Origin of the sequence: Bradyrhizobium sp. BR 10261 (assembly GCF_019455395.1) — a bacterium.
In the GTDB taxonomy this organism is placed as follows: domain Bacteria; phylum Pseudomonadota; class Alphaproteobacteria; order Rhizobiales; family Xanthobacteraceae; genus Bradyrhizobium; species Bradyrhizobium manausense.
Map to the genome: position 1 here is coordinate 34,157 of NZ_JACOFQ010000024.1, position 25,307 is coordinate 59,463.

General features: G+C 64.3%; 26 protein-coding genes and 1 pseudogene. 10 read left to right on the plus strand and 17 right to left on the minus strand.

Annotated elements, in window-relative coordinates:
* Positions 1 to 157 precede the first annotated feature (157 nt).
* From HYH07_RS25435 to HYH07_RS25450, 4 genes are all read right to left on the minus strand, one after another.
* Entirely contained in the window at positions 158 to 427 is a 270-nt protein-coding gene (locus HYH07_RS25435) for a hypothetical protein (protein WP_220005073.1), read from the minus strand.
* A gap of 322 nt (positions 428 to 749) precedes the next feature.
* Entirely contained in the window at positions 750 to 2,660 is a 1,911-nt protein-coding gene (locus HYH07_RS25440; RefSeq protein WP_220005074.1) for a propionyl-CoA synthetase, read from the minus strand.
* 134 nt (positions 2,661 to 2,794) lie between these two features.
* Positions 2,795 to 4,177 carry a tetratricopeptide repeat protein gene (locus tag HYH07_RS25445; protein ID WP_220005075.1) on the minus strand — a complete coding sequence of 461 codons (1,383 nt, stop codon included), beginning with the start codon at positions 4,175 to 4,177 and terminating at the stop codon, positions 2,795 to 2,797.
* Between the two features lie 211 nt (positions 4,178 to 4,388).
* Positions 4,389 to 5,153: a tetratricopeptide repeat protein gene (locus HYH07_RS25450; RefSeq protein WP_220005076.1), complete on the minus strand. Its 765-nt coding sequence runs from the start codon at positions 5,151 to 5,153 to the stop codon at positions 4,389 to 4,391.
* Positions 5,154 to 5,223: 70 nt separating this feature from the next.
* Between HYH07_RS25450 and HYH07_RS25455 the strand changes: the two genes are divergently transcribed.
* Positions 5,224 to 6,801: a sodium:proton antiporter gene (locus HYH07_RS25455; protein ID WP_220005077.1), complete on the plus strand. Its 1,578-nt coding sequence runs from the start codon at positions 5,224 to 5,226 to the stop codon at positions 6,799 to 6,801.
* 216 nt (positions 6,802 to 7,017) lie between these two features.
* On the opposite strand, the gene HYH07_RS25460 is transcribed toward HYH07_RS25455, so the two are convergent.
* A complete protein-coding gene (locus tag HYH07_RS25460; protein WP_220005078.1) occupies positions 7,018 to 7,824 on the minus strand; it encodes an SDR family NAD(P)-dependent oxidoreductase in 807 nt (268 codons plus the stop codon).
* Between the two features lie 114 nt (positions 7,825 to 7,938).
* Positions 7,939 to 8,418, minus strand: a complete 480-nt coding sequence (locus HYH07_RS25465; RefSeq protein ID WP_220005079.1) for a hypothetical protein — start codon at positions 8,416 to 8,418, stop codon at positions 7,939 to 7,941.
* A gap of 192 nt (positions 8,419 to 8,610) precedes the next feature.
* Between HYH07_RS25465 and HYH07_RS25470 the strand changes: the two genes are divergently transcribed.
* Positions 8,611 to 8,913: a hypothetical protein gene (locus HYH07_RS25470; protein WP_220005164.1), complete on the plus strand. Its 303-nt coding sequence runs from the start codon at positions 8,611 to 8,613 to the stop codon at positions 8,911 to 8,913.
* Between the two features lie 170 nt (positions 8,914 to 9,083).
* Here the strand turns inward: HYH07_RS25470 and HYH07_RS25475 are convergent, their stop codons facing one another.
* Positions 9,084 to 10,298, minus strand: a complete 1,215-nt coding sequence (locus HYH07_RS25475; protein ID WP_220005080.1) for a hypothetical protein — start codon at positions 10,296 to 10,298, stop codon at positions 9,084 to 9,086.
* A gap of 55 nt (positions 10,299 to 10,353) precedes the next feature.
* On the minus strand, positions 10,354 to 10,980 hold the full coding sequence (locus HYH07_RS25480; RefSeq protein ID WP_220005081.1) for a CoA pyrophosphatase: 627 nt from the start codon (positions 10,978 to 10,980) through the stop codon (positions 10,354 to 10,356).
* A gap of 72 nt (positions 10,981 to 11,052) precedes the next feature.
* On the opposite strand from HYH07_RS25480, the gene HYH07_RS25485 reads away from it, so the two are divergent.
* From HYH07_RS25485 to HYH07_RS36405, 4 genes and pseudogenes are all read left to right on the plus strand, one after another.
* The gene (locus HYH07_RS25485) at positions 11,053 to 11,478 is read left to right on the plus strand and encodes a PaaI family thioesterase (RefSeq protein ID WP_220005082.1); all 426 of its coding nucleotides are present in this window, start codon (positions 11,053 to 11,055) and stop codon (positions 11,476 to 11,478) included.
* A 304-nt stretch (positions 11,479 to 11,782) separates the two neighbouring features.
* Positions 11,783 to 12,793 carry an aldo/keto reductase gene (locus tag HYH07_RS25490; RefSeq protein ID WP_220005083.1) on the plus strand — a complete coding sequence of 337 codons (1,011 nt, stop codon included), beginning with the start codon at positions 11,783 to 11,785 and terminating at the stop codon, positions 12,791 to 12,793.
* A 365-nt stretch (positions 12,794 to 13,158) separates the two neighbouring features.
* The gene (locus HYH07_RS25495) at positions 13,159 to 13,737 is read left to right on the plus strand and encodes a hypothetical protein (RefSeq protein ID WP_220005084.1); all 579 of its coding nucleotides are present in this window, start codon (positions 13,159 to 13,161) and stop codon (positions 13,735 to 13,737) included.
* Positions 13,738 to 13,859: 122 nt separating this feature from the next.
* A pseudogene (locus HYH07_RS36405) lies at positions 13,860 to 13,988 on the plus strand (hypothetical protein); the annotation flags it as partial.
* 136 nt (positions 13,989 to 14,124) lie between these two features.
* On the opposite strand, the gene HYH07_RS25505 reads toward HYH07_RS36405, so the two are convergent.
* On the minus strand, positions 14,125 to 15,684 hold the full coding sequence (locus tag HYH07_RS25505; RefSeq protein ID WP_220005085.1) for an oleate hydratase: 1,560 nt from the start codon (positions 15,682 to 15,684) through the stop codon (positions 14,125 to 14,127).
* A gap of 191 nt (positions 15,685 to 15,875) precedes the next feature.
* On the opposite strand from HYH07_RS25505, the gene HYH07_RS25510 reads away from it, so the two are divergent.
* From HYH07_RS25510 to HYH07_RS25520, 3 genes are all read left to right on the plus strand, one after another.
* Positions 15,876 to 16,223, plus strand: a complete 348-nt coding sequence (locus HYH07_RS25510; RefSeq protein WP_220005086.1) for a DUF3088 domain-containing protein — start codon at positions 15,876 to 15,878, stop codon at positions 16,221 to 16,223.
* Between the two features lie 84 nt (positions 16,224 to 16,307).
* Positions 16,308 to 16,883 carry a cysteine hydrolase family protein gene (locus HYH07_RS25515; protein WP_220005087.1) on the plus strand — a complete coding sequence of 192 codons (576 nt, stop codon included), beginning with the start codon at positions 16,308 to 16,310 and terminating at the stop codon, positions 16,881 to 16,883.
* A gap of 110 nt (positions 16,884 to 16,993) precedes the next feature.
* Positions 16,994 to 17,302 (plus strand): hypothetical protein, encoded by a 309-nt coding sequence (locus HYH07_RS25520; RefSeq protein ID WP_220005088.1) that lies wholly within the window; start codon positions 16,994 to 16,996, stop codon positions 17,300 to 17,302.
* A 34-nt stretch (positions 17,303 to 17,336) separates the two neighbouring features.
* Here the strand turns inward: HYH07_RS25520 and HYH07_RS25525 are convergent, their stop codons facing one another.
* From HYH07_RS25525 to HYH07_RS25555, 7 genes are all read right to left on the minus strand, one after another.
* Positions 17,337 to 18,608 carry an NAD(P)/FAD-dependent oxidoreductase gene (locus HYH07_RS25525; protein ID WP_220005089.1) on the minus strand — a complete coding sequence of 424 codons (1,272 nt, stop codon included), beginning with the start codon at positions 18,606 to 18,608 and terminating at the stop codon, positions 17,337 to 17,339.
* Positions 18,601 to 19,317, minus strand: a complete 717-nt coding sequence (locus HYH07_RS25530) for a RibD family protein (protein ID WP_220005090.1) — start codon at positions 19,315 to 19,317, stop codon at positions 18,601 to 18,603. The genes HYH07_RS25525 and HYH07_RS25530 overlap by 8 nt, the downstream gene beginning before the upstream one ends.
* 22 nt (positions 19,318 to 19,339) lie before the next feature.
* Positions 19,340 to 19,999, minus strand: a complete 660-nt coding sequence (locus HYH07_RS25535; RefSeq protein ID WP_220005091.1) for an FABP family protein — start codon at positions 19,997 to 19,999, stop codon at positions 19,340 to 19,342.
* Positions 20,000 to 20,213: 214 nt separating this feature from the next.
* Positions 20,214 to 20,462: a hypothetical protein gene (locus HYH07_RS25540; protein ID WP_220005092.1), complete on the minus strand. Its 249-nt coding sequence runs from the start codon at positions 20,460 to 20,462 to the stop codon at positions 20,214 to 20,216.
* 119 nt (positions 20,463 to 20,581) lie between these two features.
* Positions 20,582 to 21,421 (minus strand): bifunctional allantoicase/(S)-ureidoglycine aminohydrolase, encoded by an 840-nt coding sequence (locus HYH07_RS25545; RefSeq protein ID WP_220005165.1) that lies wholly within the window; start codon positions 21,419 to 21,421, stop codon positions 20,582 to 20,584.
* Between the two features lie 2 nt (positions 21,422 to 21,423).
* On the minus strand, positions 21,424 to 21,930 hold the full coding sequence (locus HYH07_RS25550; protein ID WP_220005093.1) for an ureidoglycolate lyase: 507 nt from the start codon (positions 21,928 to 21,930) through the stop codon (positions 21,424 to 21,426).
* Positions 21,931 to 21,954: 24 nt separating this feature from the next.
* Positions 21,955 to 23,283: a C4-dicarboxylate transporter DctA gene (locus tag HYH07_RS25555; RefSeq protein ID WP_220005094.1), complete on the minus strand. Its 1,329-nt coding sequence runs from the start codon at positions 23,281 to 23,283 to the stop codon at positions 21,955 to 21,957.
* Positions 23,284 to 23,501: 218 nt separating this feature from the next.
* Here HYH07_RS25555 and HYH07_RS25560 point away from each other — a divergent pair, with 218 nt between their 5' ends.
* Positions 23,502 to 24,398: a LysR substrate-binding domain-containing protein gene (locus tag HYH07_RS25560; protein ID WP_220005095.1), complete on the plus strand. Its 897-nt coding sequence runs from the start codon at positions 23,502 to 23,504 to the stop codon at positions 24,396 to 24,398.
* Positions 24,399 to 24,485: 87 nt separating this feature from the next.
* On the opposite strand, the gene HYH07_RS25565 is transcribed toward HYH07_RS25560, so the two are convergent.
* Positions 24,486 to 25,274, minus strand: a complete 789-nt coding sequence (locus tag HYH07_RS25565; protein WP_312016692.1) for a MurR/RpiR family transcriptional regulator — start codon at positions 25,272 to 25,274, stop codon at positions 24,486 to 24,488.
* Positions 25,275 to 25,307 lie beyond the last annotated feature (33 nt).

A 25,307-nucleotide genomic window follows, 5' to 3' on the forward strand; every position in this document is an offset into this window, starting at 1 on the left:
CGCTTCGTTGCGCGACATCAGGGTCAGAGCAGAAAGGCGCTGGCGAAGGATTTGATGCCGATCAAATCAGGACGGGCGCGACACGATTTGGCCGTGGCGTTGCAGATGAGTCACGTCAAGGCCAGCCGTCGCGCGCAGGATAGTACCGCAGCCGATGTCAGGGCCGCTCCGGATGGTTCAGCATGTATTCGCCGAGATCGCGCTGGCGGCGGTCGGAACGGGCGAGCGCCGCATTGCGCTGGACGTCGCGGTCCTTGCGGCAGGCCACATATTCCGGCGAGCCCACCGCGAGGCCGCGGCCCTGGCACACCGCATCATCGTCGTCGCCACCCATTGCCGTTGGCGTCTGGTAACGCCCCGCACAGGCGGAGAGAACGATGGCGAGGCCCACGGCAACGAGCAGCCGCGGCGCGGTGGCGAGTGACATAGAAGGTCCCCTGTTGGCCGGCCCTGTTTAGCTGGGAATGAGGAGATTGTAAGTCCGAGGAGGCTGTTCCTCACTCCCTGTCATTCCCCGCGACCTGGCTACGTCAAGGCTGGCTACGTCAAGGCTGGCTACGCCAAGGCTTCGCCGAGGTTTCGGTCTTGGGCGCGCCGGAGCTTTTGCAGGCTGCAGGCGGGGAATCCAGGACGCCGCGGCGGTCATGGCTCACACAACGGCCATGGATTACTGGATCACCCGCCTTCGCGGGTGTTGACAGCTGAGATCGGAGCCACAGCCCCGCCCCTCGCCGGCTTGCCGCTTCGCGTCACACCCTCCCCTTCAGCGCCTCGCCGATCTCGTCCAGCACCTTCGGGTCCTCGATCGTGGCCGGCATGGTCCAGGCCTCGCCGTCGGCGATTTTCTTGATGGTGCCGCGCAGGATCTTGCCCGAGCGCGTCTTGGGCAGGCGGCCAACGGTGATGGCGAGCTTGAAAGCGGCGACGGGGCCAAGCTTGTCGCGCACCAGCGCGATGATCTCCTTTTCGATCTCACCAGGAGAGCGTTTCACGCCGGCCTTCAGCACCAGGAAACCGCAGGGCACCTCGCCCTTGATCGCATCCTTGACGCCGAGCACGGCACATTCGGCGACATCCGGGTGCGAAGCCAGGATCTCTTCCATGCCGCCGGTGGAGAGGCGGTGGCCGGCGACATTGATGATGTCGTCGGTGCGGCCCATGACGAAGACGTAGCCGTCCTCGTCCTTGTAACCGGCGTCCGAGGTCTTGTAGTAGCCGGGGAATTCGCTGAGATACGCCTCCTTGAAGCGTTCATCCTGATTCCACAGCGTCGGCAAACAGCCCGGCGGCATCGGCAGCTTGATCACGATCGAGCCCATGCTGTTCGCCGGCACGGGCTTTGCGGCTTCATCCACCACGTCGACCTGATACCCCGGCATCGGCACCGTCGGCGAGCCATGCTTCACCGGCAATTGGCCGAGGCCGACCGGATTGCCGGCAATGCACCAGCCGGTCTCGGTCTGCCACCAATGGTCGATCACAGGCACCTTCAGTTGCTGCTCCGCCCATTCCACCGTCGGCGGATCGGCGCGCTCGCCGGCGAGGAACAGCGTGCGGAATTTCGACAGGTCATATCGCCGGATGAATTTTCCGTCCGGGTCCTCTTTCCGGATCGCGCGGAAGGCGGTTGGCGCGGTGAACAGCGCGACCGCCTTGTGCTCGGAGATCACGCGCCAGAACGCGCCGGCATCCGGCGTGCCGACCGGCTTGCCCTCATACATGACCGAGGTCGCGCCATGCAGCAGCGGGCCGTAGACGATGTAACTGTGGCCGACGACCCAGCCGATATCGGAGCCGCACCACCAGACCTCGCCCGGCTTGACGCCATAGAGGTTGAACATCGACCACTTCACCGCGACCATATGCCCGCCATTGTCGCGCACGACGCCTTTGGGAATGCCTGTCGTGCCCGAGGTGTAGAGGATGTAGAGCGGATCTGTGGCGGCAACCGGCGCGCAAGGCGCCTTCTTGCCCTCGTTCATCGCCTTGCGGCGCAGGCTCGCCCAATCATAATCGCGCTTCGGCGTGAGGTCGCACGTCAGCTGCGGACGCTGCAGCACGATGCAGGCCTTTGGCTTGGCGGACGCCAGCTTGATCGCCTCGTCCAGCAGCGGCTTGTACTGCACGATGCGGCCGGGCTCGATGCCGCAGCTCGCCGAGAGAATGAGCTTTGGCTGCGCATCGTCGATGCGGGTCGCGAGTTCCTTGGCGGCAAAGCCGCCGAACACCACAGAGTGCACCGCGCCGATGCGCGCGCAGGCGAGCATCGCGACCACGGCCTCCGGCACCATCGGCATATAGAGGATGATGCGGTCGCCCTTGGCGACGCCGAAATCCTGCATGATCGCGGCGAGCACCTGCACCTCAGTCAGCAGCTCGGCATAGGTGAGTTTGGTGACCGAGCCGGTCAGCGGCGAATCATGGATCAGGGCGACCTGGTCGGCGCGGCCGCGTTCGACGTGGCGGTCGAGCGCGTTGTAGCAGGTGTTGACGACACCGCCGGCGAACCAGCGGCCGTAGACGCCTTGCGAGGGATCGAAAATCTTCTTCGGCGGCTCGATCCAGTCGATCTCCTTGGCCGCCTCGGCCCAAAAGCCTTCGGGATCGGCCAGCGAGCGCGCATGGACCTCGTGATACCCGGTCTTTCCCTGGACATTCATTCCCGGCGCTCCCGTTCCGTTTATTGGCCTCGCCTTGACCTGACGCCAGGACGTCAGTCCCGCCATGACAGGGATCAAGTGCCGACCGTGTTTGGGGGTATTTTCCCGGGAACGGGCCGCGGTTCAAGCTGAAACTACCCTTCCATCGCATTCAACCGCTGCAACCGGTCCTGCATGACCTTCTTCAGATCGTAGCCGGGGCGGCGGAAGCTGGCGTCGCGGGTGGCGAGGAACTCGTGCTGGGATTTGCGTAAGCCTGCAGCAGCGCGCCGGTTCATCGATTTCAGCACGCGCTCATAGGCTTCCGCAAGCTGGCGGTCGAGCGCGCCCAATTGCGGATCGGCGCAGATCACCTTCTCCACCTCGCGCTTGGCCGAGGCGCAATCGAATGATGGGCCGTTCCCGGAATTCGCGGCCAGCGGGTGAGGCGCCTCGGCGCCGAACCTGGCGATCTCCGCCACCATGGTGCGGCGGCCGTCTGCGGCGTTGGCATTGCCGGGGTCGAGCCGCAGCGCGGTCTCGTAATCGGCCAGCGCCTTCTTGCGCTCGCCCATCTTGGAATAGAGCACCGCGCGGTTGTTGTAGGTCTTCGCGAAGTCAGGATCGAGCTTCAGCGCGGCCTCGTAGTCGCTGAGCGCCGCACCGAACTCGCCCTTGTACTGATAGGAATCGCCGCGGTTTGTGAAGAAGTTCGCCCGCGGCGCCAGCCGCAGCGCCTGGTCGTAATCGGCGACCGCCTTGTCGTAGTCTTTCATCGCAGCGTAGGTCAGCCCGCGATTGTCGTAATACTCAGGCACTTTCGGATCGAGCCTGATCGCCTCGCTGTCGTCGGCGACCGACTTGTCGAGCTGGCCGAGCTTCTTGTAGGCGGCACCGCGATTGGTATAGCTGCGCGCCCGGTTCGGATCGAGCCGCAGCGCCTCGCTGAGATCGGCAACCGCCTTCTCGTTGTCGCCATTGAGGTAGTAAGTCGCGCCGCGGTCGGACCAGGCCTGCGCATCATCCGGCTTCAGCTTGATGGCCTGGTCGTAATCGGCGATCGCGCGATCGTAACGGTGCTGGTTGGTGTAGGCGACGCCGCGCTGCTCATAGGCTTCGGCATCTTTCGGATCGAGCTCGATTGCCTTGCTGAGATCGGACGTGGCACGGTTGAGATCGCCGCCCGCTTCGCGCAACAGGTTGCCGCGTAGCCGCCAGGCCCGCGCGTTCTTGCCGTCGAGCGCGATGGCGCGGTCGATGTCCCGCAGCGCCTGCGTGAGGCCGCCGGATATCCGCGCATTGGCATCGGCCCGCACCAGCAGCGCCGCGACGCGGTCGGAATTCGGATTCGAGGTCTGGTCGATGATGGCGCCGCACGCGGAGATGATGTCCGCTGGAGCGGCCTTGCTGTCCATCACGCAATCGGCGGCCGATGCCGGGGCGGCGAGGACAAGGCTGAGCGCGGCGCTGAGGAGGAAGGTGCGCAGCCGGCTATGTGTGATCGAGGACATTTGCGCGGAAGAACGCGTGCCGCACATGGTGTAAAGCTCCGTGACATCAGGTTTTCCCGTTGTCGCGGCGGGGGGAGTGTGGGTTCAATTCAGCCGTCATGGCCGGGTTGACCCGGCCATCCACGTCTTGGCTTGCCCCGAAGGAACGTGGATGCCCGGGCCTTCGCCGCGCCGAAGCGGCTTCGGCCGCGCAGGCGGGACAAGCCCGGGCATAACGACCTCTTATGAAGCGAAGACGTCAATACCCGTCCACTCCATTCAGCCGTTGCAGCCGTTCCTGCATCGTCTTCTTCAGATCATATCCCGGGCGGCCGAATCCGGCATTCCGACGAGCAATAAAGTCATCCTGCTCGTGCTGGAATTTCTTGGCCTCACCTGGATCGCGCGCCTCGCGGATCACGCGCGCATGGGCGGCATAGACCTCGCGATCGAGATCCGCGAGCTCGCGATTGGCGCAGATCGCCTTCTCGACCGGGCGCCGCGCGCCGGCGCAGTTGAAGCTCGGCTTGCCGGCAACCGCCATCTGGGCACCGATCCGCTCGAGCTCGCGCGCGATGGCCTTGTGGTTGGCCCTGGCCTTGTCGTGGTTCGGATCGATCCGAAGCGCGGCGCCGAAGTCCTGCACCGCCTTGGGCTTGTCGCCCTTCTTCAGCCACAGCTCGCCACGCGCGTTGAAGACGTCGGCGAGCGTCGGATCGAGCAGCAGAGCACGGCTGTCGTCGGCGACGGCGCGATCGATCTGGTCATGACGGGCATAAAGCGCGCCGCGCGCGACCAGCGCCTTGACCAGATCGGGCTTGGCCGTCCTGTCGTTGTCGATCACGGCGGCGCAGGCCGCACCCGCCTTGTCCATATCATCAGCAGCGGCAGCGGTGAGGCATGCCACGACGTCGATCGGCGCGACCGCTGCCGGCTCGCCGCCGGTCGCGGCATGGGCCGCACCTGGCGAGACCGCTGCAAGCACGACGGCTGCCGACATCTGGATGAGTTTGTGAAAACGCATGCTCGTTGCAGTTGGAAGGTCTTGCCTTGAGGCCGCACTATCCATCATACGGCCGGATTGGTGCTAGCTTGTGGCGCCGCTCACACCGGTTTCGGGGATCGTCGTGTCGACATTCGAATGGATCATCGCGCTTCTGCTCGGCGCCGTTGCCTTATCGGCGCTGGCGCGGCGGATCAAGGTCCCCTACCCGACCTTTCTCGCCATCGGCGGAGCGTTGATCGCCTTCGTGCCAAACAGCCCGTCCTGGTCTCTCGATCCAGGCCTGGCATTGGCCCTTTTTGTCGCACCAGTGCTGCTGGATGCGGCCTACGATACGTCGCTGCGCGACCTGCGCAAGAATTGGGTTCCGGTCTCGACGCTTGTCGTGGTCGCGGTCGGCCTGACCACGGCTGGCGTGGCCTATGTCGCGCACCGGCTGTTCCCCGACATGCCCTGGGCCGCCGCCGTGGCGCTCGGCGCCATCGTCGCGCCGCCGGACGCGGCGGCTGCCGTCGCGATCCTGAGCCAGGTGAAGCTGCCTTATCGCATGGTCAAGGTGCTCGAGGGCGAGAGCCTGCTCAACGACGCCAGCGCACTCCTGATCTACCGTATCGCCGTCGGCGCGGTTGCCACCAAGCATCTGACGTGGGGCCAGGTCGCGCCGACCATGGCGCTGGCACTTGTCGGCAGTGTCGTCGCAGGCCTCATCGCCGGCCGCATCATCCCGCTGATCCTCAAGCGCATCACCGAGGCTCCCAGCTCGATCATCGTTCAGTTCGCCACCACCTTCCTGATCTGGATCGGTGCCGAACATCTCGGCCTGTCGGGCATCCTCACCATCGTGGTCTTCGCCATCACGATGGCGCGCGCTGCACCGGCGCGGATGCCGGCGCGGCTGCGGGTACCGTCCTATGCGGTGTGGGAAACGACGGTGTTCGTGCTGAACGTGCTCGCCTTCATGCTGATCGGCATGCAGATGCGGCCGATCTGGACCAAGCTGGATGCGGACGTGCGCTGGGAATATTGCGTGGCTGCGGGCTGGATTCTGCTCACGGTCATCCTGGTGCGGCTGCTCTGGGTCACGTTCTACCGTGCCACGTTGCGCCTGTTGATCGCGCACGGGATCTATCACCCCAAGGATCCGAACCAGGTCGCTTCGCCCCAGGGCGGTCTCATCATTTCCTGGTGCGGCATGCGGGGCCTCGTCACGCTCGCGACCGCCTTCGCGCTGCCGGAGAACTTCCCTTATCGCGACTTCATCGTCTTCATCGCCTTCGCGGTGGTGCTGGGCTCGCTGGTGATCCAGGGCCTGACGCTGCGGCCGCTGATCCTGGCCTTCGGCCTCAGGGATGACGATCCCGTCGGCATCGAGGTCGCGCGCGCCCGCGCCATCGCCTATCGTGCCGCACTCGATGCGATCGAGGACGATCCGTCGGAAGAGGCTGAAATCCTCAGGCTCGAATACCGCGCCATCCTGATGCAGGCGGGCGACGATCCGCATGGCGGCATTCCCAACGGCGAGCTGCCGGCCGATCCCCTGCGCCGCCGCGCCATCGAGGCCGCGCGCAAGTCAATCTTCGATCTCCGTGCCACCGAGGTGATCGGGGACGACGCGTTTCACCGGCTCGAGGAAGAGCTCGATCGGGCTGAGCTGAGCGCGGGGGGATGAGGCGCTATCGCGCGGCAAACCCTGCTTGTCGTCCCGGACAAGCGCGCAAAAGCGCGCGCCGATCCGCGATCCATACGCCTAAGCAACAGTTTTGCGAAGATTCGGAGTCACCAGCTTCGCGCCAAACCACGCCCTGTGGTCATGGATCCCGGATCTGCGCGCGCCTGAGGCACGCTTGTCCGGGACGACAGTGGAGTTTGAGGCGACAGCTAGACCCTAAGCCCCCGCCTTGCACGTGATCCCGCCGTCGACCACGAGCTCTATCCCCGTCACATATTTCGACTCGTCCGACGCCAGAAACAATGCGGCATTGGCGACGTCGAAGGCGTCGCCCATGTGGCCCATCGGCACCTGGGCATCGCGGGCGCGCCACATCGCTTCGACGTCGCCCTTGGCGTAGCTGTTGGCGAGACCGGCCGAATGCTCCACCATCGGCGTCTTCATCAGGCCGGGCAGGATCGCGTTCACCCGCACATGGTGCTTCGCGAACTCGATCGCGGTGGTGCGCGTCATCTGGTTCATCGCCGCTTTCGACGTGCCGTAGGTGACGTAGGAGATGCCCATGTGGCGGATCGAGGCGATCGAGGAGATGTTGATGATCGAGCCGCCGCCCTGCTTCACCATGACCGGAATGACGTGCTTCATGGCGAAATAGGCGCTCTTGAGATTGACGCTGAAGACGCGGTCCCAGCTCTCCTCGGTGACCTCGACCACGCTGCCCATCTCGGCAATGCCGACATTGTTGTCGAGCACGTCGATGCGGCCATAGGCCTTCAGGCATGCGGCAACCATCGCCTCGATCTCGGCAGGCCGCGACACGTCGGCCGTGAACGGGGTCGCCTTGCCGCCTTCGCCGGTGATGATATTGGCAGTCTCCTCGGCGGCCGCGCCGTTGCGATCGACGCAAAACACCTGCGCACCCTCACGCGCAAAGGTCACCGCGGTGGCCTTGCCATTGCCCCAGCCCGGCCCGATCGAGCCGGCGCCCACCACCATCGCAACCTTGCCCTTGAGCCGGTCCATCGCACTCTCCCTGATTGTTATTCTTGTAGCCCGGATGGAGCGCAGCGCAATCCGGGTTCACAGTCCCCGGATTTCGCTTCGCTCCATCCGGGGCTACGCGTCATTCGCAAGCCGTCACTGGAACGTCATGTCCAGGCACTTGGAGATGTCGGAGCCGAGGCCCGAGGAGATGGTGATGCAGCCGCGGATCTTCTGCGCCGTCATGTCGGCGGCCCAGATCGAATAGCCGCCCGGGCCGAAGAACGAGTTGGTGTTCGGCGGCTCGGTCTCGGTTGCGTCGAAATCGTAGTGGCCGTCGGTCTCGAAGATGCGCGGCCTCTTGGTGCAGCCGCCGTCGGTCTGGACGTTGATGACCTCCTTGTTGTCGCGGGTCAGCGCCAGCGAGACCTGGCAGCGGAAATATTCCGAGGTCCTGGTGTTGAAGAGATAGGTGTAGGACTTGCAGGTCGCGGTGTTGAGCTTGCCCGGGGCAAGGCCACGGCTGCACGAAATCCGCTGGTTGTGGCTGAGCTGGTAGTCATCCGCCCGTGCCGCCGGCGCCACCGCCGTCATTGACATCAAGGCAATCCCGCAAGCTTTTACGACGTGACGCATTCGAATCATCCCCACCAATATCTTTGTCGTGTTGCGTTCTAGACTGAAAGCGGAACATAGTCGCGAGGGGACGAACGGAAAATCACAAACTGCTGGTCTAGACGTGATGCGCTGCGGCGTCTTCGCAGATTGACCCAGATACATCGTTCGTGATTTGTTCAAAAGGGCACCCCGACATGGGGAGGATGGATGATGGCATTTTCAATCAAGACATTTGCAATCGCAGCCGTGCTGGGTGCGTTCGCCGCGCCCGCTCTCGCGCAAAACGCGGCGACGCCGTGGGAGCTCAAACCGGACACCGGCTATGCTTATGACAAGGACGGCAAGACCTTTTCCTACAAGATGGGCACCAGCAATGCCGGCGAGCTGCTGAAGGGCGCCAAGAAAGTGCCGAAGGGCACGCTGTTCTTCATCGGCCAGAACGGCCAGCTCTACATGCGCAGCGGCCAATATCTGGAAGGCGACGGCAGGTTCAAGTTCGGGCCGGACCAGTAGAGGACGAAAGCGGCAGGCGACGGCGTCGCCACACTCTCGGTGTCATCACCCGCGAAAGCGGGTGATCCAGTATTCCAGAGTCCGTTGTGATCGAACCGAGAAGCCGCGGCGTACTGGATGCCCCGGTCAAGCCGGGGCATGACAGAAGAGAATGCGGCAGGCCTAGCGGCTTAGAACGCCGCTGCCAGTTCCCTTGCGCCGGGCTTGCTGCTGTTCGAGTCCATCCGGTCATCCGTCACCGCGAGCAGCTTCGCCACCGTGTTGTGGCGGATCGCGACGGGATTGCGCTCGTAGCCGCTGCGCTGGAAGAAGTTCGAGGTCGGCACCTGCTCGCGCATCGCCAGCGGCATCGTCACCATGTCGAGGCCGGTGCCGTCGCCGGTGAGGTTCATCATCTCGAGCTCGGCTGCCGTCAGCGGACGGGTGTAGCCCTTGGCGCGGGCGAACAGCACCGAGGTCAAGAGCTTGTGGGTTTGCAGCATCGGCCCGACGTCGATGTCCAGCACCATCGCATGCATGGCCCAGCCCTGCGCGGTGTCGCCGATCTTCTCGTGCTCGGACCAGGTGTCCGGCACCGACTTCGCATGCGCCACCATCTTCTTCAGAACGGCGAGCTTGTGCTCGAGCGCCTGGCGCGCCGGCCCTGAGGTGCGCGCCACCTTGTCGGCGAGCGCGCGGACGAACTCGTGGCCCTGCTCGGCCAGGAGCTCGACGCTGTTGGTGGTGAGCAGCTGGTTGTAGCCCATCGCGGTCGAGATCGCGCGCTTGCCGCCATTCTCGATGCCCGCCTGCACGTCGTAATTGCCGGTGCCGCCGGTCTCGAAGGAATAGACCCGCACCGCCTGCTCCCGCGTCAGCCCCGAGGCGAGTGCGTAGCGCGCATAGGCGCGCTTGAACTCGACCTCGCTCGTCGGCCGCTGCGGCGTGAATTGATAGAGATCCTGCGCTGCGCGCAGAAGATCGGAGGCCACCGGCAACGGCTTGCGGGGCGGTCGCTCCGGCGTTTCCTCCGGCTCCGGGTTCACCGGCCGCTTCGGCCCGGTATAGACAGGCGGCTGCTCCAGCACGTAATCGTCGAGCGTGATCTGCTGCCCGCTTCGCCGCTTGGCATTGCGGCCCTTGCGTTTCTCAGAGACCTGGCTCCAATAGGCAGCGGCCTCCTGGTCAAAGGCGCCCCTGATAGCCTGATACTCGGCGAGCTTGCGGCGATATTCGAGCACGGCCGGCGAGGCGCCGCCTTGCCCGAAAAACTGCGAGAGCAGCTGAGCGTTGGCATTGCTGACGGCAGGCGGCAGCGCGTCGAACTCCCCGCCACGCGCGGCGGGGACGAGCAGGATGAGCGCCAGTGGAACCAGCGCCAGATGGGTTCGAATCGAATGATGCATGCCGCCCTCTTAGCAGGCATCCGGTAACCGTCACGTTAACACGCCGTTTACCATCTCATTTCCAGGCGAAAACCGGCTGTTCCAGGTCGGTAACGCGGGTCTGCCGCCCCGCCAGCACTTCGCGGAACTGGTAGATCAGCGCCGCGGTCGGCGCGTGGATCAGGCTCATCTGGTGATGGAAGCGAATCACGCGGCCGCTGCTTTCGGGAATCACCGTGAAGTCGAAGGCATCGTCGCGCTCGATCGTGTCGAGCGCGATGCGATGGACGGAGGCGACCTCGTCCGGGTTCGGGGCAATCGCAGCGCTGTTCGCAGCCCAGACCACAACGGGCGTGATCAGATAGCCGGAGCGCGTCGGGTAATCGTCGAGCAGGCCGAGCACGGCATCGGGTGGAAGCTTGAGCGCGAGTTCCTCGTCGAGCTCGCGCAGCGCCGCCTCGACCGGCGTCTCGCCGGTATCGCAGCGACCACCCGGCAGCGCCCATTGACCGCGGTGCGAGCGCAAACTCGATGCGCGCCTCGTCAGCAGAAACGCCGTGTCGTCGCCGTCGTTGGATGCCGTCAGCGCCAGCACCACCGCGGCGCGCTTCAGCGCCGACGGTTCAGTCGCATCGGGCAGCCGCGCAAATGAAGCGCAGGCGGCTTCGATATTCCGTCTGGTGGCATCGTCGAAAGCTCTCATGATGCTTGACTACACCAGGACCGCATCTGATGAAACGAGGAGAGATCAAGCGTTGCCAGGATGGATGAAGCGATGACCAGCAAGGCCGCAGCAAAGCTCAAATCAGACGGCTGGACCATCCTGGAAACCACGGGCTTCATGCACCTCGTCGGCCCCTTGTGGGAGCGCAAGGTCGATGGCCGATACGAATTCGCGCTCGCCACCGAAGACAAGCATCACAACCGTCGCGGCATGGTCCAGGGCGGCGTGATGATGACCTTCGCCGACCGCACCTGCGGCATGACCGCCCGCTACGTCGCCGGCAAGGAGTACATGGCGACGGTTCAGCTCGACACCCATTTCGTCGAGGCCGGCCAGATCGGCGACATCCTGATCTCCCGCCCCCGCGTGGTGCGCTCGACGCGCAGCCTGATCTTCATGAGCACCGAGGTCACCGTTGACGACCGCTGCATCGTGATGGCCAATGGCGTGTTCAAGATCTTGAAGGGGCCGGCGTAGGCCGCGATCAGGGCCAGCGCTGCAATCGGCGCCGTCCGCTGTCGTCGCCCGGCTTGATCGGGCGACCCAGTACGCCGCGGCGGCTCGACTCTGTTTCGACTGCCTCTGGAATACTGGATCGCCCGATCAAGTCGGGCGATGACACCTGATGTGTGGCATGGGTGTGCTCATCTCGTCATTGCGAGCGCAGCGAAGCAATCCAGCATCCCTCCGCGGACGCATCTCTGGATTGCTTCGCTACGCTCGCAATGACGAGCGCGGCTGGCTATGGTGTCTCACGACAGAACTGTTGAGGAAACAGCCCATGCAATACCGCCAGCTCGGCCGCTCTGGCCTGAAGGTTTCGCCGATTTGCCTCGGCACCATGATGTTCGGTGGGCCGACGGATGAGGCGACCTCGACGCGCATCATCGCCAAGGCGCATGACGCCGGCATCAACTTCATCGACACGGCGGACGCCTATTCGAAAGGCGGCTCGGAGCAGGTCGTAGGACGCGCGATCGGCGGCAACCGTCACGATTGGGTGCTCGCGACGAAGCTCGCCAACCCCATGGGGGACGATCCCAATCGCGCCGGGCTGTCGCGCCGCTGGGTGTTGCAGGCGGCCGAGGAGAGCCTGACGCGGCTCGGCACCGACCATATCGACATCTACTATCTGCACAAGGAAGACCATGCGACGCCGCTGGAGGAGACGGTGCGCGCGATGGGCGATCTGATCCGCACAGGCAAGATCCGCTATTTCGGCGTTTCCAACTACCGCGCCTGGCGCGTTGCCGAGATCTGCAACATCTGCGACCGGCTCGGCATCGACCGTCCCGTGGTCAGCCAGCCCTATTACAACGCGATGAACCGAATGCCCGAGGTGGAGCATTTTCCGGCCTGCGCTTATTACGGCCTCGGCATCGTGCCCTATAGCCCGCTGGCGCGCGGCGTGCTCACCGGCAAGTACAAGCCCGACGCTGCCCCCGAGAAGGACACGCGCGCCGGCCGCAACGATGCCCGCATGATGCAGACCGAGTGGCGCCCGGAGTCCCTGCAGCTGGCGCAGGAGATCAAGACTCTCGCCGAGAAGAAGGGCATCACTGCGGGGCAGTTCGCAGTGGCCTGGGTGCTGAACTCCGCCTTCGTCTCGTCGATCATCGCGGGGCCGCGCACTGACGAGCAGTGGGACGGCTATATCGGCGCGCTCGACTATCGCTTCACCGCCGAGGACGAGGCGCTGATCGACCGGCTGGTGGTGCCGGGCCATCCCTCGACACCGGGCTACAATGACCCCGCCTACCCGATCGAGGGACGTCGCGCGCGGACAGCGTGAACTTGCGGAGACAGCCCGGAGGTCGAGCCCGAAACGAAGCGGCCGGATACCGCCACGCTGGCGCTGCTTTGGGCGGATTTTCGACGAGCTGGCCGAGACTTACCCGGCCTTTGCGCTGACCATGATGCAGGCCGCCTGACGCCTCTCCCCTCCCTGCCACGAAAAAAACATCGGCCTGACGACAAGTGTCCGCCAGAACGGTTGGGGCGACCGGGGGAGAATCGCCGATGGGTGGCGCGGTGGTATTCCAGACGGGTTTTGTCGAGCGGCTGGTCGAGCAAACGGGATCGCAACCAATTTGCGATTCGATGGTTGGTGGACGGAACTCACGCCCGTCCGTGGCCCCATGGCACATGAGCCTGACGATGCGCCTGCCCCGACCGGTTCTGGCTGCAATCCTCGTCTCTCTCGCAAGCCCTTGTTTTGCCGAGCCTTCCACCGCGATCCCGGTGAACAATCCGCCGGCCCAGCAGAATTCGCTTGTCGACATGCTGGCGCTGATGTCGGGCCACTGCAAGACGCTGAAGGTCGCCGGCCGTCGCTTTGCCTGCAAGACCGTGGCCTTCGCCCATGACGACAAGGGCCGGGTCAATTTCGCCGTTGCCGTCGACGACCCCAGCGACGAGAACCACGTCGTGTCGTTCTCCGGCGAGAACGGCAAGCGCGCCGACGACAATTCCTACGAGCTGCCGGTCGATCGCATGCTGCTCAATTCCAAGAACCGGCCGAAGGTCGACGGTCTGCCGGTGCCGGCTGCGCAGGCCTCGATCGGCACCTGCCGCCAGACCGGCAATTTCGCCGCCAGGAAGGTGAACGACGTCACCTGCTCGGCGACCGACAGCGAAGGCCGGACATATGAACTGCTGTTCGTCTCCGACGGTAAGCCGGTGAGCGTGCGCCGCATCAGGCAGTCGTCGCATTCGATCCAGGATCCGTTCAAGTAACGACCCCTCGTCGCACCGCCTGTTCATCGGGGCGCGACGTGCCTGCGTCCGTTGAAACTCCGCCTCAGCTGGGTATCCTCCTTCGCGCGTCCTCAAGAGGAGGCCGATTGCAAATCGAGGCGGTGCCGAACGTCCAGGGTCGGACCAGCCTCGCCAAGGGCAATCATGCCATCCTCTCCATTGCCGATACGGGCGAGGGCATCCTTGCCGGAAAGCTGGCCGAGATCTTCAAGCCGTTCTTCACGACCAAGGCGCAAGGCATGGGCATCGGCCTGTCGATCGCGCGCACCATCGTCGAGGCGCATGGCGGTCCTGGGCCGAGAATACGCCCTCGGGCGGCGCGGTCTTTCACATCAGCCTGCCGCTGGTCGCGTCGGGATGGTTCGCTCAGGCGAACGCCTTCTCCAGCGTCGCGAAGATCACGGCGAGCGACTTGTCGTGGCGGGTCACGGCGGGGACCCGGCGGTCGATCTTCATCAGTTGATAGACCGCCATCTGCGCTGCGCGCACGGAATATTCGACGGTGAAGACGACGTCGTCGGGAATCTCGACGAACTGGCTGACGAAAGCGAGGTTCACCGAATTTTTCGGCACTGGCAGCGGCCGATCGGTCAGATGCCGCGGCATGAACATGCTGGTGATGTAGGGCATGCGGCAGGGAATGCAGATCGCGTCCTCGAATATGGCGCGGTCGAAATTCAGATGACCGCAGAGCTCTCTCAGGATGTCGGCGCCGCCGCAATCCGACATCGGCTTGGCGACGAAATTGCCGATGCGGTCAGGATGCAGCGCATAGCCCCAGAACACCTGGACGTTGTCAGGTTGGCCTGCGAAATGCGGTTGGTGATAGAGCACAACCGACATCAGCCAGTTGGAATCCTTGAATGTCACCAGCCCGCCGGTGCCGGCCCTGTTGCCGGAGAATGCTTCCATCTGGTCGAAGAAGCGCGGGTCGCGGCATGTGCCGGTGAAGGACAGCCAGTAGGATTCGGGGATCGAGCTGTTGAACACCGCCGGATTGCCGAATTCGGGACGCCCCCTGGCAATCGACTCCCAGAGCGCCCAGCCCTGGCTGTCGTCCTTGGTCAGGGAAGGCGCGGGCTCGCTCATGGTGCCCAGGCTCGAAGCATCCGTCATCGAGCCGTTCTGGAAGAACACGAGATCGCCGTCCTCGAGACGGACATTGCCGGTGCGGCCGTCGCGGTCCAGCACGAGCTGGCTTACCCGCAGCTTCTCGCCCGCTTGCTCGAAGGTCATGTCGGTGACGCGCGTCCCTCGCACGAATTGCACGCTCTGCCGCTTCAGCCAATCCTCGAGCGGCCGCACGATCGCGTCATACTGATTGTAGACCGTACGCTTCACGCCGCCGAGCGTCTCGATGCGCGGGAATTCGTTCATGAAGCGGTGCAGATAGCGCTTCAGCTCGACCGCACTGTGCCAAGGCTGGAAGGCAAAGGTGGTCTGCCACATGTACCAGAAATTCGATTTGAAGAATCCCGGCGACAGCCAGTCGGTGATACGACTGTTCCCGAGCGTCTCTTCCGACGCCTCTGTGAACCGCAACAGCTCGAGCCGGTCGCGGGCGGTGAAGCCCATATGCGAGACGTCGATCTTGAAGCGGTTCCGGTCGACCAGGCGTGCACGCGAATGCGCCGGGTTGTCCTCGTTGAACGCCACGGTTTCGTCGCGCACGCTGTGGCCCGGACGTTCGAGCGAGGGAATGTCCGACAGCAGGTCCCAGGTGCATTCGTAATGGTCGGTGGTGAGCATGCGACCGCCACGCAGCGAATAGGCGCCGTTCGGAAGTAGCGCGCCGTCGAGACTGCCGCCGAGCAGCGGCTGCGCCTCATAGATCATGATGTCGCGTCCCGACACTTTCGCGTCGCGAATCAGGAACGCCGCGCCTGCGAGCGATCCGACGCCACCGCCGATGAAATACGCCTTCATGCCTTGCCTCGATTGCAGCCCGATTGATCGGCGCGACATTGCATCTGATAGCGACGCGGAAAGTTGCGCTGGATCAAGTGCCGGGGATGGTGCGTTTCAAATCGAAGTGAAGGCTCACGCCTTGCCGTTGGCTGGGCGGCCATGGCATGGAGTTCTCTCGCGACGGCCTCGATTCTCTCTCGGAGCGCCCCATGACGCGTGACCGCCTGTTTTTGCTGCGCCAGGGTTTCGAAGACCCTGCCCTTCCCGGACGCCATTTCTTTTGCTGGCACTGTGCGCTGATCGAGGGCCTGCTCACCTCCTTTCCGACGCTTGCACAAAAACTGGACGTCGAGCGCATCGCGTGGCCGAAGCCTCGGCAGGACGTGATCGCACTGGTCGGCGAGGAGAATCAGTGGCTGCCAGTGCTGGTCCTCGCTGACGGGACAACCTCGCCTCATCAGACCGGCAGCCATCAGGGGCGCGCCTTCATCAACGACAAGGATGCCATCATTGCCGCGCTGTCGGAGCGCCACGGCTTTCCCGAGCCGCATCCGTGATGCCGTCCCGAAACGAGGGATAATCGGCATTGCCTGAGCCGGCGAGCGCCCGGCATAGTCTGCAAAATTGCGGAATCCGTCGCCATGCCCGATCCCCTTCCCGCCCTCATCGTCGTCGACGTCCAGCGCGCGTTCGATGAATGGGAGGCGGCGGGCAAGCGGCGCAACAATCCGGATGCGGTTGCGCGCATCGTTGACCTACTCGACGCGTTCAGGGCGAGCGGCGCGCCGATCTTTCATATCCGCCACGAAGGCACCAAGCCGAACTCGACATTCCTGCCCTCGCGCTCCGGCTACGCCGTCAAGGACGAGGCGCGCGAGCAGGACGGCGAGTCCGTGATCGTCAAGCGCGTCAACAGCGCGTTCATCGGCACAGATCTGGAGAAGCGCCTGCGCGCAAGTGACATCGCCACGCTCGTGATCTGCGGCGCCACCACCAATCATTGCGTGGAGACGACGACACGGATGGCCGGCAATCTCGGGTTCAACGCGCAACTGGTGCGCGATGCGACCTGGACGTTCGACCGCATCGGCGCCGATGGCGAAACGCATGCGGCCGAATCGATCCATGCGATGACGCTGTCGAATCTCAACGGCGAATTTGCCCGCATCGTGACCACGAACGAGGTGATCGCCTCGCTCAAAGCGGTGCGACAATAAATCTCAGCGCGATTTCGCGACGATCGCATGCGTCGTTTCGACGCCCACTCTCGCCGGAACGCGGGTAGCCCCCATCTGTTGTCACGCGATATCTCAACTGGAGTGATGACATGAAATATCTCTTTGTCGCGATGGCCATCGGCGCTGCTGCACTCACCGCGTCGGCGGCCAACGCGGCGAGTGGTGGAAAGGCCAGGCCGAACGCGCAACTCGGCCAATCAACCGACATCAGTGCGCAGCACAGACACGGTCATCGCCATCACCACTGGCGTCCGCATCACTACGGCTATGATCGCCGGCACCATCGCAGCTATGGCTATTACCCGCGGCACCACGGCTATTACGGAGGCGGCCCCTACGGCTATTACGGCGGTCGCGGTCCCGGCGTGACATTCAGCTACGGCGGCAGCCGCTGGTGAGACCCCAGGCCCGCAGAGATGCGGGCCTGCTTTCTCAACGTTGCAAAATGATCCCGGCCGTTTCCAGGCCGCTCGCAAGCGCGGCCTCGACCGTTCCCATGTCGCGCCCGCGATAGAGCGCCTCACCGGAAAACAAGATCGAACCATCGGCGCGCGCGAGAATCTCTTGCGCCGCCCGCGTCCGGGGCGTCGCCCAAGAATAGGCGCCGCGTGCAAAGGGATCATTCGCCCAGTTGGCGGCGGCCGCCGCCACGAGGTCCCGCGCGATATGTTCGCGCGGCAGGTCGAAGATGGCGGCGAGCGAGGCGATGCCGGCATCGATCAGTCCTTGCCGATCGAGATGCGCCAGCCCCGCCGTTCGCGGACCGCCTAACCATCCCGTCAGCACGGGATGCTGATCCGGATGGCGCGTCCACCACACGGGAATGGTCTCGTCCGACAGCAGGAAGAGCATGTCGGCAAGCTCTTCGCGCTGCTCGCGCCACCACGCTTGTTTGAACCGCAGCAGGATCTTGATGACGCCGCCGAAGCCGACGTCGTCTGCGGCCGCCGCTTTCGCACGAGCAGCCGCGGGCAGCGCGATCTCGCGCAACAGCGGCAGCGGCACGGTGAGGATCACCCGATCGCAGTGTTGCAACTCACCGTCGGCACAGCGGACGATGACCTTGCCTGCCTCCTCCTCGATGTCAGTGACCACGGCTCCGAGGTGGAGGACAACGCCGGACTTCCGGCAGTCGGCGAGGAGAAAATCGATCAGGCCGCCATAGCCGCCGTCGAGGCGCGCCTGCATCGCATGTCCGTCGTTCATCCATTCATCGCGCAGGGCGAGTGTCGAGGCGCGCGCGGGATCGGCCGCATCGTAGCCCTCGACCATGCGTTCGACCGCGTGCCGTAGTCGCGCGTACTCCGGCCCGGCAAAATACCGGCGCAGGAACTCGGCGACGGTGAGATCGTCCTTCAAGTCCTTCACTGCCGCATGGAGCTGTTCGCCGTAGGGCTCGCGCGGGTTCTCGCGCGAGAATGTCGTGCCGTCGAAGCTCCATTGCGCGCCGCCGATCGTGCGCACGGTCAGCCCTGCCTCGCGCGCCAGGCCGCGCGTCACCGGCGCCTCACCATGGACGAACTCGGCACCGGCATCGGCGGCATAACCGAACTCCGACGCCGGCAGCGGATGGATGCGCCCGCCGCAGCGCTCGCGCGCCTCCAGGATCGTGACCCGTCTTCCCCCGCGCGCGAGCTCGCGCGCCGCCATCAGGCCGGCAGCGCCCGCGCCGACGATGACGATGTGCTCGGACGTGTCAGGCATGCTGCAGATGGCGCGCGGGATCGTTCTGGATCAGATAGCGCAGCAACAGGACGCCGCCGCCGAGATCCTGCGTGCTCTCCAGCGTCATCGCGCTGAGCGGCGCGCGCTTGTCGCTGTCGGCCTCGGTCGAATCAAACACGAAGGGCGCGCCCCTGGCACCGTCGATCGCGGGGCTGAGGATCAAATTGAACTCGTCGATCAGGCCGGCGCGCAGGAACGCGCCATTGGCAACGCCGCCACCCTCGACCAGCAGGCGTTTGACGCCCAGCTCGCGATTGAGGATCTCGACCGTCATTGCGAGGTCGATCTCGGACTTGCCGGCGAAAATGTAGGACACGCCCTCGCCGCGCAGGCCGGCGAGATGCGAATCCGGCACGCTCTCGGTCAGCACCACGACGATCGGATCGCCGCCGATATCCGAGCGGCCCCAGCCGATCTTGCCATGCGCGTCGAGCACGACGCCGTAGGTGTCGCCATCGCGCCGCGCGAACCAGTTTTCGCGCGGGAACTTTTCGCCCGACGTTTGCGGATAGGGCTTGCCCTTGGCGAACTCCGAGCCGGTGACACGGCCGATCACCCAGGCATCGCCCCCGAGCCGGTCATGGATCTTCTCGAACCAGTCGCCGTGGCCGCCCTTCGGGCGCCAGCGGCTGGGATGGGTGCGGCCATCGAGGCTCGCATGCATCAGGCAGATGACGTAAGGCTTCATGCACATTCTCCGCGACAGCTTCTCAAGCCGGCTGGTTGCCCTTCTCGCGACCGTTCACGATCAGCGCGAGCGGATTGAGTTTTGGCGGCGCGACCAGCTTGAGCGTATTGCTGTCGTGATGATTGAACGGGGCGCCGCGGACGAACAACGCGGTCTGGATCTGATAGCTCCAGCTGCCGTCGTCGTTGAAGGTGATATCGCAGCGGTAAGAATCAGTGCGGAAGGCTTGTTCCAGGAAGTCGGTCGAGCAGATCCCGTAGGTCGTGTCGCCGCGCTTCGCTGCAACTGAGATGGTCCTGTCGTCCGGCTTGGCATGGCCCGAGGCGAGCAGCACTTGCCCGCGCGGGATCGCCAGTGTCTGCATGATCAAGCCGGTCGCCGGCTCCCAGAGCCAATAGCCGACCTGGTCGTGGAAGGTGATGTCTTCCTCAGGTGTATTGATGTGGATGTGATAGCGCAGGCCGTAAAACAGCTGCGGCCCGTTGGCCTGCGGGTCGATCGGGTCCATCCTGACGTGCTCGATGAAGGTCCGCCGCTCCGGTCCCTCTGCCTTCGGATTGATATCGATGCCCTTGTCGGCCTGCCAGGTGCCGGCGAGCCCGCGCAGCGGCCCGAGATTGGCAAGGCTATCGGGGGAAACGTCCTCGGGCTCGGTGAAGATGTCGGCGGGAATGGGGAGCATGTCGACCTCGCATCGTTGCGCGCAGCGGTCATAGCACACGAGTGGTGCGAAACACCCGTCATGGAACCGGAAGGCTGCCCCGCGCGCTGTGGGGTCCTGAGTGCAGGCCCGCCAAGGAACGGATCTTGGCTTGGCGCTACGACAAAGCCGGTCCGAAGCGATGAGCTGGCGGCGGACCTGACGAGGGCGGGGCAGGAAAGGCAGCGATGCGGTCTCAAGCCGCCTCGTGTGCCGACGCCGCGCGCTGCTCGAGCATGCCGAGCGTCGCGACCAGATTGTCGCGTCGCGTGCGAAGGCTCGCCGCGAGCGGCGGATAGGTCGGCTGTTGCGGGTCAAACACCCCGGCCTTGGCCTCTTCCTCCAGAATGTCGGTGTTAAGCAGCCGAACGCGCCACCACAAATCGGCGATCAACGCGTCGAGCTTGAGCTCTCCAACTGCACCAGAACGGAACATTTCCTGCATCACTTGCCTCAACCTGAAACGGCCTCTCCGATGAGGCCTGGTTTTGGTGCGGACTGAGCAAGGGGAGTGCCAAAAACAGGCTGCGGGAGCGCTGACGACAGCCGCCGGCGCACGCCACGTCAAATCAGCGGCGCGCCATGCCGCAGATTCATGTGCCTGTTAACGTCCTTGTAGAGCAGATAGCGGAAGCGGCCGGGGCCGCCTGCGTAGCAGGCCTGCGGGCAGAACGCGCGCAGCCACATGTAATCGCCGGCCTCCACCTCCACCCAATCGCGATTGAGGCGATAGACCGCCTTGCCTTCGAGGACGTACAGCCCGTGCTCCATCACATGGGTCTCGGTGAAGGGGATCGTTGCTCCCGGTTCTAACGTCACGATGTTGATGTGCATGTCATAGCGCATGTCCGAGGGATCGATGAAGCGTGTGGTGGCCCACCGCCCGTCCGTATCCGGCATCGGCACCAGTGTCATCGAGTCTTCGTTGGTCACGATCGGCTCGGGGTCGGCCAGACCAGGCACGCGCTGGTACAGCTTGCGGATCCAGTGCAGCTGCGCCGGCGCCGTCCCGCGATTGCGCAGGCTCCAGGCGCATCCCGGCGGCAGATAGGCGAAACCGCCAGCCTTCAGCTCTCGTTCCTTGCCTGCCAGCTTGAGCGTGACTTGCCCGCCCGCGACGAAGAGCGCACCCTCGGCGTCCTTCTCGGGCTCGGGAATTTCGCTACCTCCATTCGGCCCTATGTCCATGAGGTAATGGGAGAACGTCTCGGCGAAACCGGAAAGCGGTCGCGCCAGCACCCAGACACGGCTGTTGTCCCAATGCGGCAGATGGCTGACGACGATATCGCGTTGCACGCTGTTCGGAATGACGGCGTAGGCGGTCGTAAACACCGCGCGACCGCTGAGGAGATCCGTCTGCGGCGGCAGGCCGCCTTGCGGGACGTGATAGGTTCGCGATGACATCATCAGGCCTCGTGGTGGTCAGGCATGAGGTCGAGCTGCATGGTCTCGTCCAGCCAATATTCTTCGAGATTGTTGCCGTCGCCCTTGCGGTCGACGACGAGGAACGGGCTTGCGGCCTTGAGCACCAGAAGCGGATGGTGCCAGCAATTGCGTGCATAGTTCACACCCTGTTGGCCCGTCGCCGCGAACGCCCGATAGCTCTCAGGCTTGCGCGGGTCCGTGCAAACGACGACCAGCCAGTCCGCACCATGGAGCGGCATGAACAGCTGGCTTCCCAGCGGATGGCGCTCCATCAGGCGGATGGCAATGGGCCTCGGACGCAAGGAGGCGACAAACCAGCTGATATTGGTCTGTCCGCCCTCGGCAGTGACATCGATCTCGGCGAGGTCGTTGAATCGCTCAGCGAAACCCTGGTTGATCGACAGGGGGATCGCCCCGTCCGTTTCGATGACCTCGCCGAACGGCGCGAATGCCTGCTTCGTCAGCGGCTCAATCGAAAGCCTTACCATCGCTAACCTCAACCGTTTCGGTGCTCAGAGCGTTTGCAGCCCCGGGACGGGAGCAGTCGCACCATGAGGCTCGGCTTGCAAGGTCTGAGGATCGATCTCGCCGTTCAGGATGCGATGCGCCCTGGCGCGATCGAGGTCGCCTTCCCATGCGGCGACAACGACCGTCGCGACGCAGTTGCCGACATAATTGCCGAGCGCGCGAGCAATACCGATGAACCAGTCCACCGACAGGATCAGCACGAGGCCGATCGCCGGGATGGCCGGGATAGCCGACAGCGTCGCGGCGAGAACGACGATCGCCGACCCGGGGACGCCATGAGCACCCTTGGAGGTGAGCAACGCGACGCCGAGGATTGCCAGAAGATCACCCAGAGCCAGCGGCGTGTTGGTCGCCTGTGCAATGAACACCGCCGCCAGGGTCAGATAGATCGAGAACGCATCGAGGTTGAACGAGTACCCGGTCGGGATGACGAGGCCGACGGTCGATCGCTTGATCCCGAGCAGCTCGAGCTTGCGCATGGTCTGCGGCAGCACACTGTCGCCGGCGGCCGTGCCGAGCACGATCATCAGCTCCTCGCGCAAGTATGCCAGCAGCTTGAACAGGCTGAAGCCGGACAGCCGCATGATCGATCCGAGCACGACCATTACGAACAGCACCACCGCCAGGTAGAACAGCCCGACGAGGCCGCCGAGCTGCTTCAGCGAACCGATGCCATACTTCCCGACGGTGAACGCGATCGCGCCGAATACGCCGATCGGAGCGAGGCGGACGACGAAATTCATCATCTTGAAAATGATCTCGTTGACGCGCTCGATGAAATCGACGACTGGCCTTGCGCGCTCGCCGCACAATGACACCGCGCAGCCGAACATGATCGAGACGATCAAGACCTGCAGGACATCGCCGGAGCTGAACGCGCCGACGATCGTTCCCGGAATCAGCTTCATCAGGAACTCGGAGACGCCGCCGCCGGCGACCTGGGCCGCGGTCTGGCTGAAGCCGCTGAGCGCCTTGGCGTCGAGCGTCGCGGGATCGATGTTCATTCCGGCGCCGGGCTGGAAGTAATAGGCGAGCGCGATGCCGAACACCAAGGCGACAGTGGTGACGATCTCGAAATAGAGCAGCGCGCGGATGCCGACCCTGCCGACCTTCGAAAGGTCTCCCGCCGCCGAAATTCCGTGCACCACGACGCAGAACACGATGACGGGCACCAGCATCTTGATCAGCTTGATGAAGCCGTCGCCGAGCGGCTTCATCTGCAAGGCCGTATCGGGATAGGCCGTGCCGAGCCCAATGCCGAGCGCGAGTGCGATGACAACCTGGAAGAAGAGTGACTTGAAGATCCTGGGCATGGCTTTCCTCGGCTGGCGGGATTGGTGTCGGTCTGGCTTGGTCGGCGACTTGAGCCTTTCGCCATTATTGTCGTTGGCGCCGCGACGCGCTGCGTGCAGGGCTACTGGCCGCTTGCAGGGCGGACGACGGCTGCATCGGTCATTCGTTGACCAGGTGCGACATCAAGTCCAATATATAGAACGACACGATTGATAGGTTTTCGCTATGGATCTTCGCCATGGATCTTCGCCAAGTCAGGTACTTCATCGCGGTGGCCGAAGAGCGCAGCTTCACCCTCGCCGCGCGGCGGCTGAACCTGTCGCAGCCGCCGCTGAGTCAGCATATCCAGGCGCTCGAGGCCGAGCTCGGCACGCCGCTGCTCTACCGGACCAGCCGCAAGGTGGAGCTGACGCAGGCCGGCGAAGCCATGCTGCTGCGCGGCCGCGCCATCCTGCAACAGGTCAAGTCGGCGGAAGACGAGGTGCGCTCGATCGGCGCCGGCCTGGTGGGAACGCTGGATCTCGGCGCGACCGGGTCTATCCTGCGCGGTCCTCTCGCCGAGCTGCTTGCGGCATACCGGCGGGTCGCGCCGTTGGTGAAGATGACCGTGCACGAACAGGCACCGGCTCTGCAGATCGCGGCCCTGCTCAACCGGACCACCAACATCTCGCTCATCCGCGGCATTCCCAGCGAGCGCGACCTCACCAGCAGACTGGCATGGCGGGAAGAGGTCGTTCTCGCGGTCCCCCGCACTCACCCTTTGGCGAAGCGCAAGCGCGTCGCGCTTTCCGAACTGGCGTCGGAGGATCACGTCGTGCTCGACCCCGACAGCTCCGATTTCGCGCGCTATGTGCAGAGCTGCTGTGTCGATGCCGGCTTCCTGCCAAAGGTGTCCCAGCAGGTCGTCGACGCGCAGTCGATCCCGAGCCTGATTGCGGCCGGCTTCGGCGTCGCGCTGGTGCCGCAGTCGATCGCGCGCTTCACGACGGCCGACATCGCCTTTCGCCCCATCCGCCCCTCCCCGCCCGCCGCCGACGTGTTCCTGGTGTTTCGGGAAGACGAGACCTCGATGGTGGTGCACAATTTCATCAAGCTCGCGCTGCGGTATTTGGGGTTGAGGAAGAAGGTGGGGTAGGGCGTAGGGATCAAACGGTGCAGCCGGGATCACAAGCCTTGCACGCTTGCGCAACTCATAAGGCCGGTGGCCTTGATCGCCGCGCAGTCAGCCGACTTCTATGTTCATCTCCGCAATCAGCCGTTCGCGACCCGCCAGGGAATTCAGCGCCTTATCACCCAATTCCCTCGCGACAAGGTTGAGCAGCGCTTCAACGAAGACGACATAGGCACCCATGCTGTTCGAATAGAAGCTGCTGGCGTGGGGAATGAAAAAAGCATGCTCGGCGGGAGGAACGAGCGGTGACGACCGGGAATCCGTAATCGCGATGACCGTCTGGCCGTTTGAAGCCGCGACCCGGGCCACCTCCGCGACGCTGCGGGTATAGGGCGCGCAGCTGGCGACGACGACGACATCGCCCCGATCGAGCTGTGACAGTGCCTCGGCGACGCCAAGGCGCGGCGCGTCCAGAAGTGCGACGTCCGAGCGCACCATTCCCAGGCAATAGGTGAGAAAGCTCGCCAGTGAATGGAATTGGCGAACGCCATGGATACGAACACGGCGGGCGCGTGCCAGGAGCCTGGTGGCCCCTTGCAGAGCGGCTGCATCCAACTGTCCGAGAAATCCATCGACATTCGCCGCCGTTTCCCGCGCCAGCTGCGCGAACGCATCGACTTCGGGATTGCCGGCGGATGGCGCGGTCATGAGCCTTCCGGCCTGGCGGCTATAAAAATACTGCTGGTCGTCTGCGATGGCCTTGCGGAAGACCGCCTGGAAATCGCTGAAGCCTTCGAATCCGAGGCGCTTTGCCAGTCGGGTCAGCGTCGACGGGTTGATGCCGAACTGATCGGCAAGCTCCGAGATCGAGCGTACCGCCGACTGTTCCGGCGCTTCCACCAGCTTTGCGAATACGTCATGCGCTTTGGCGCC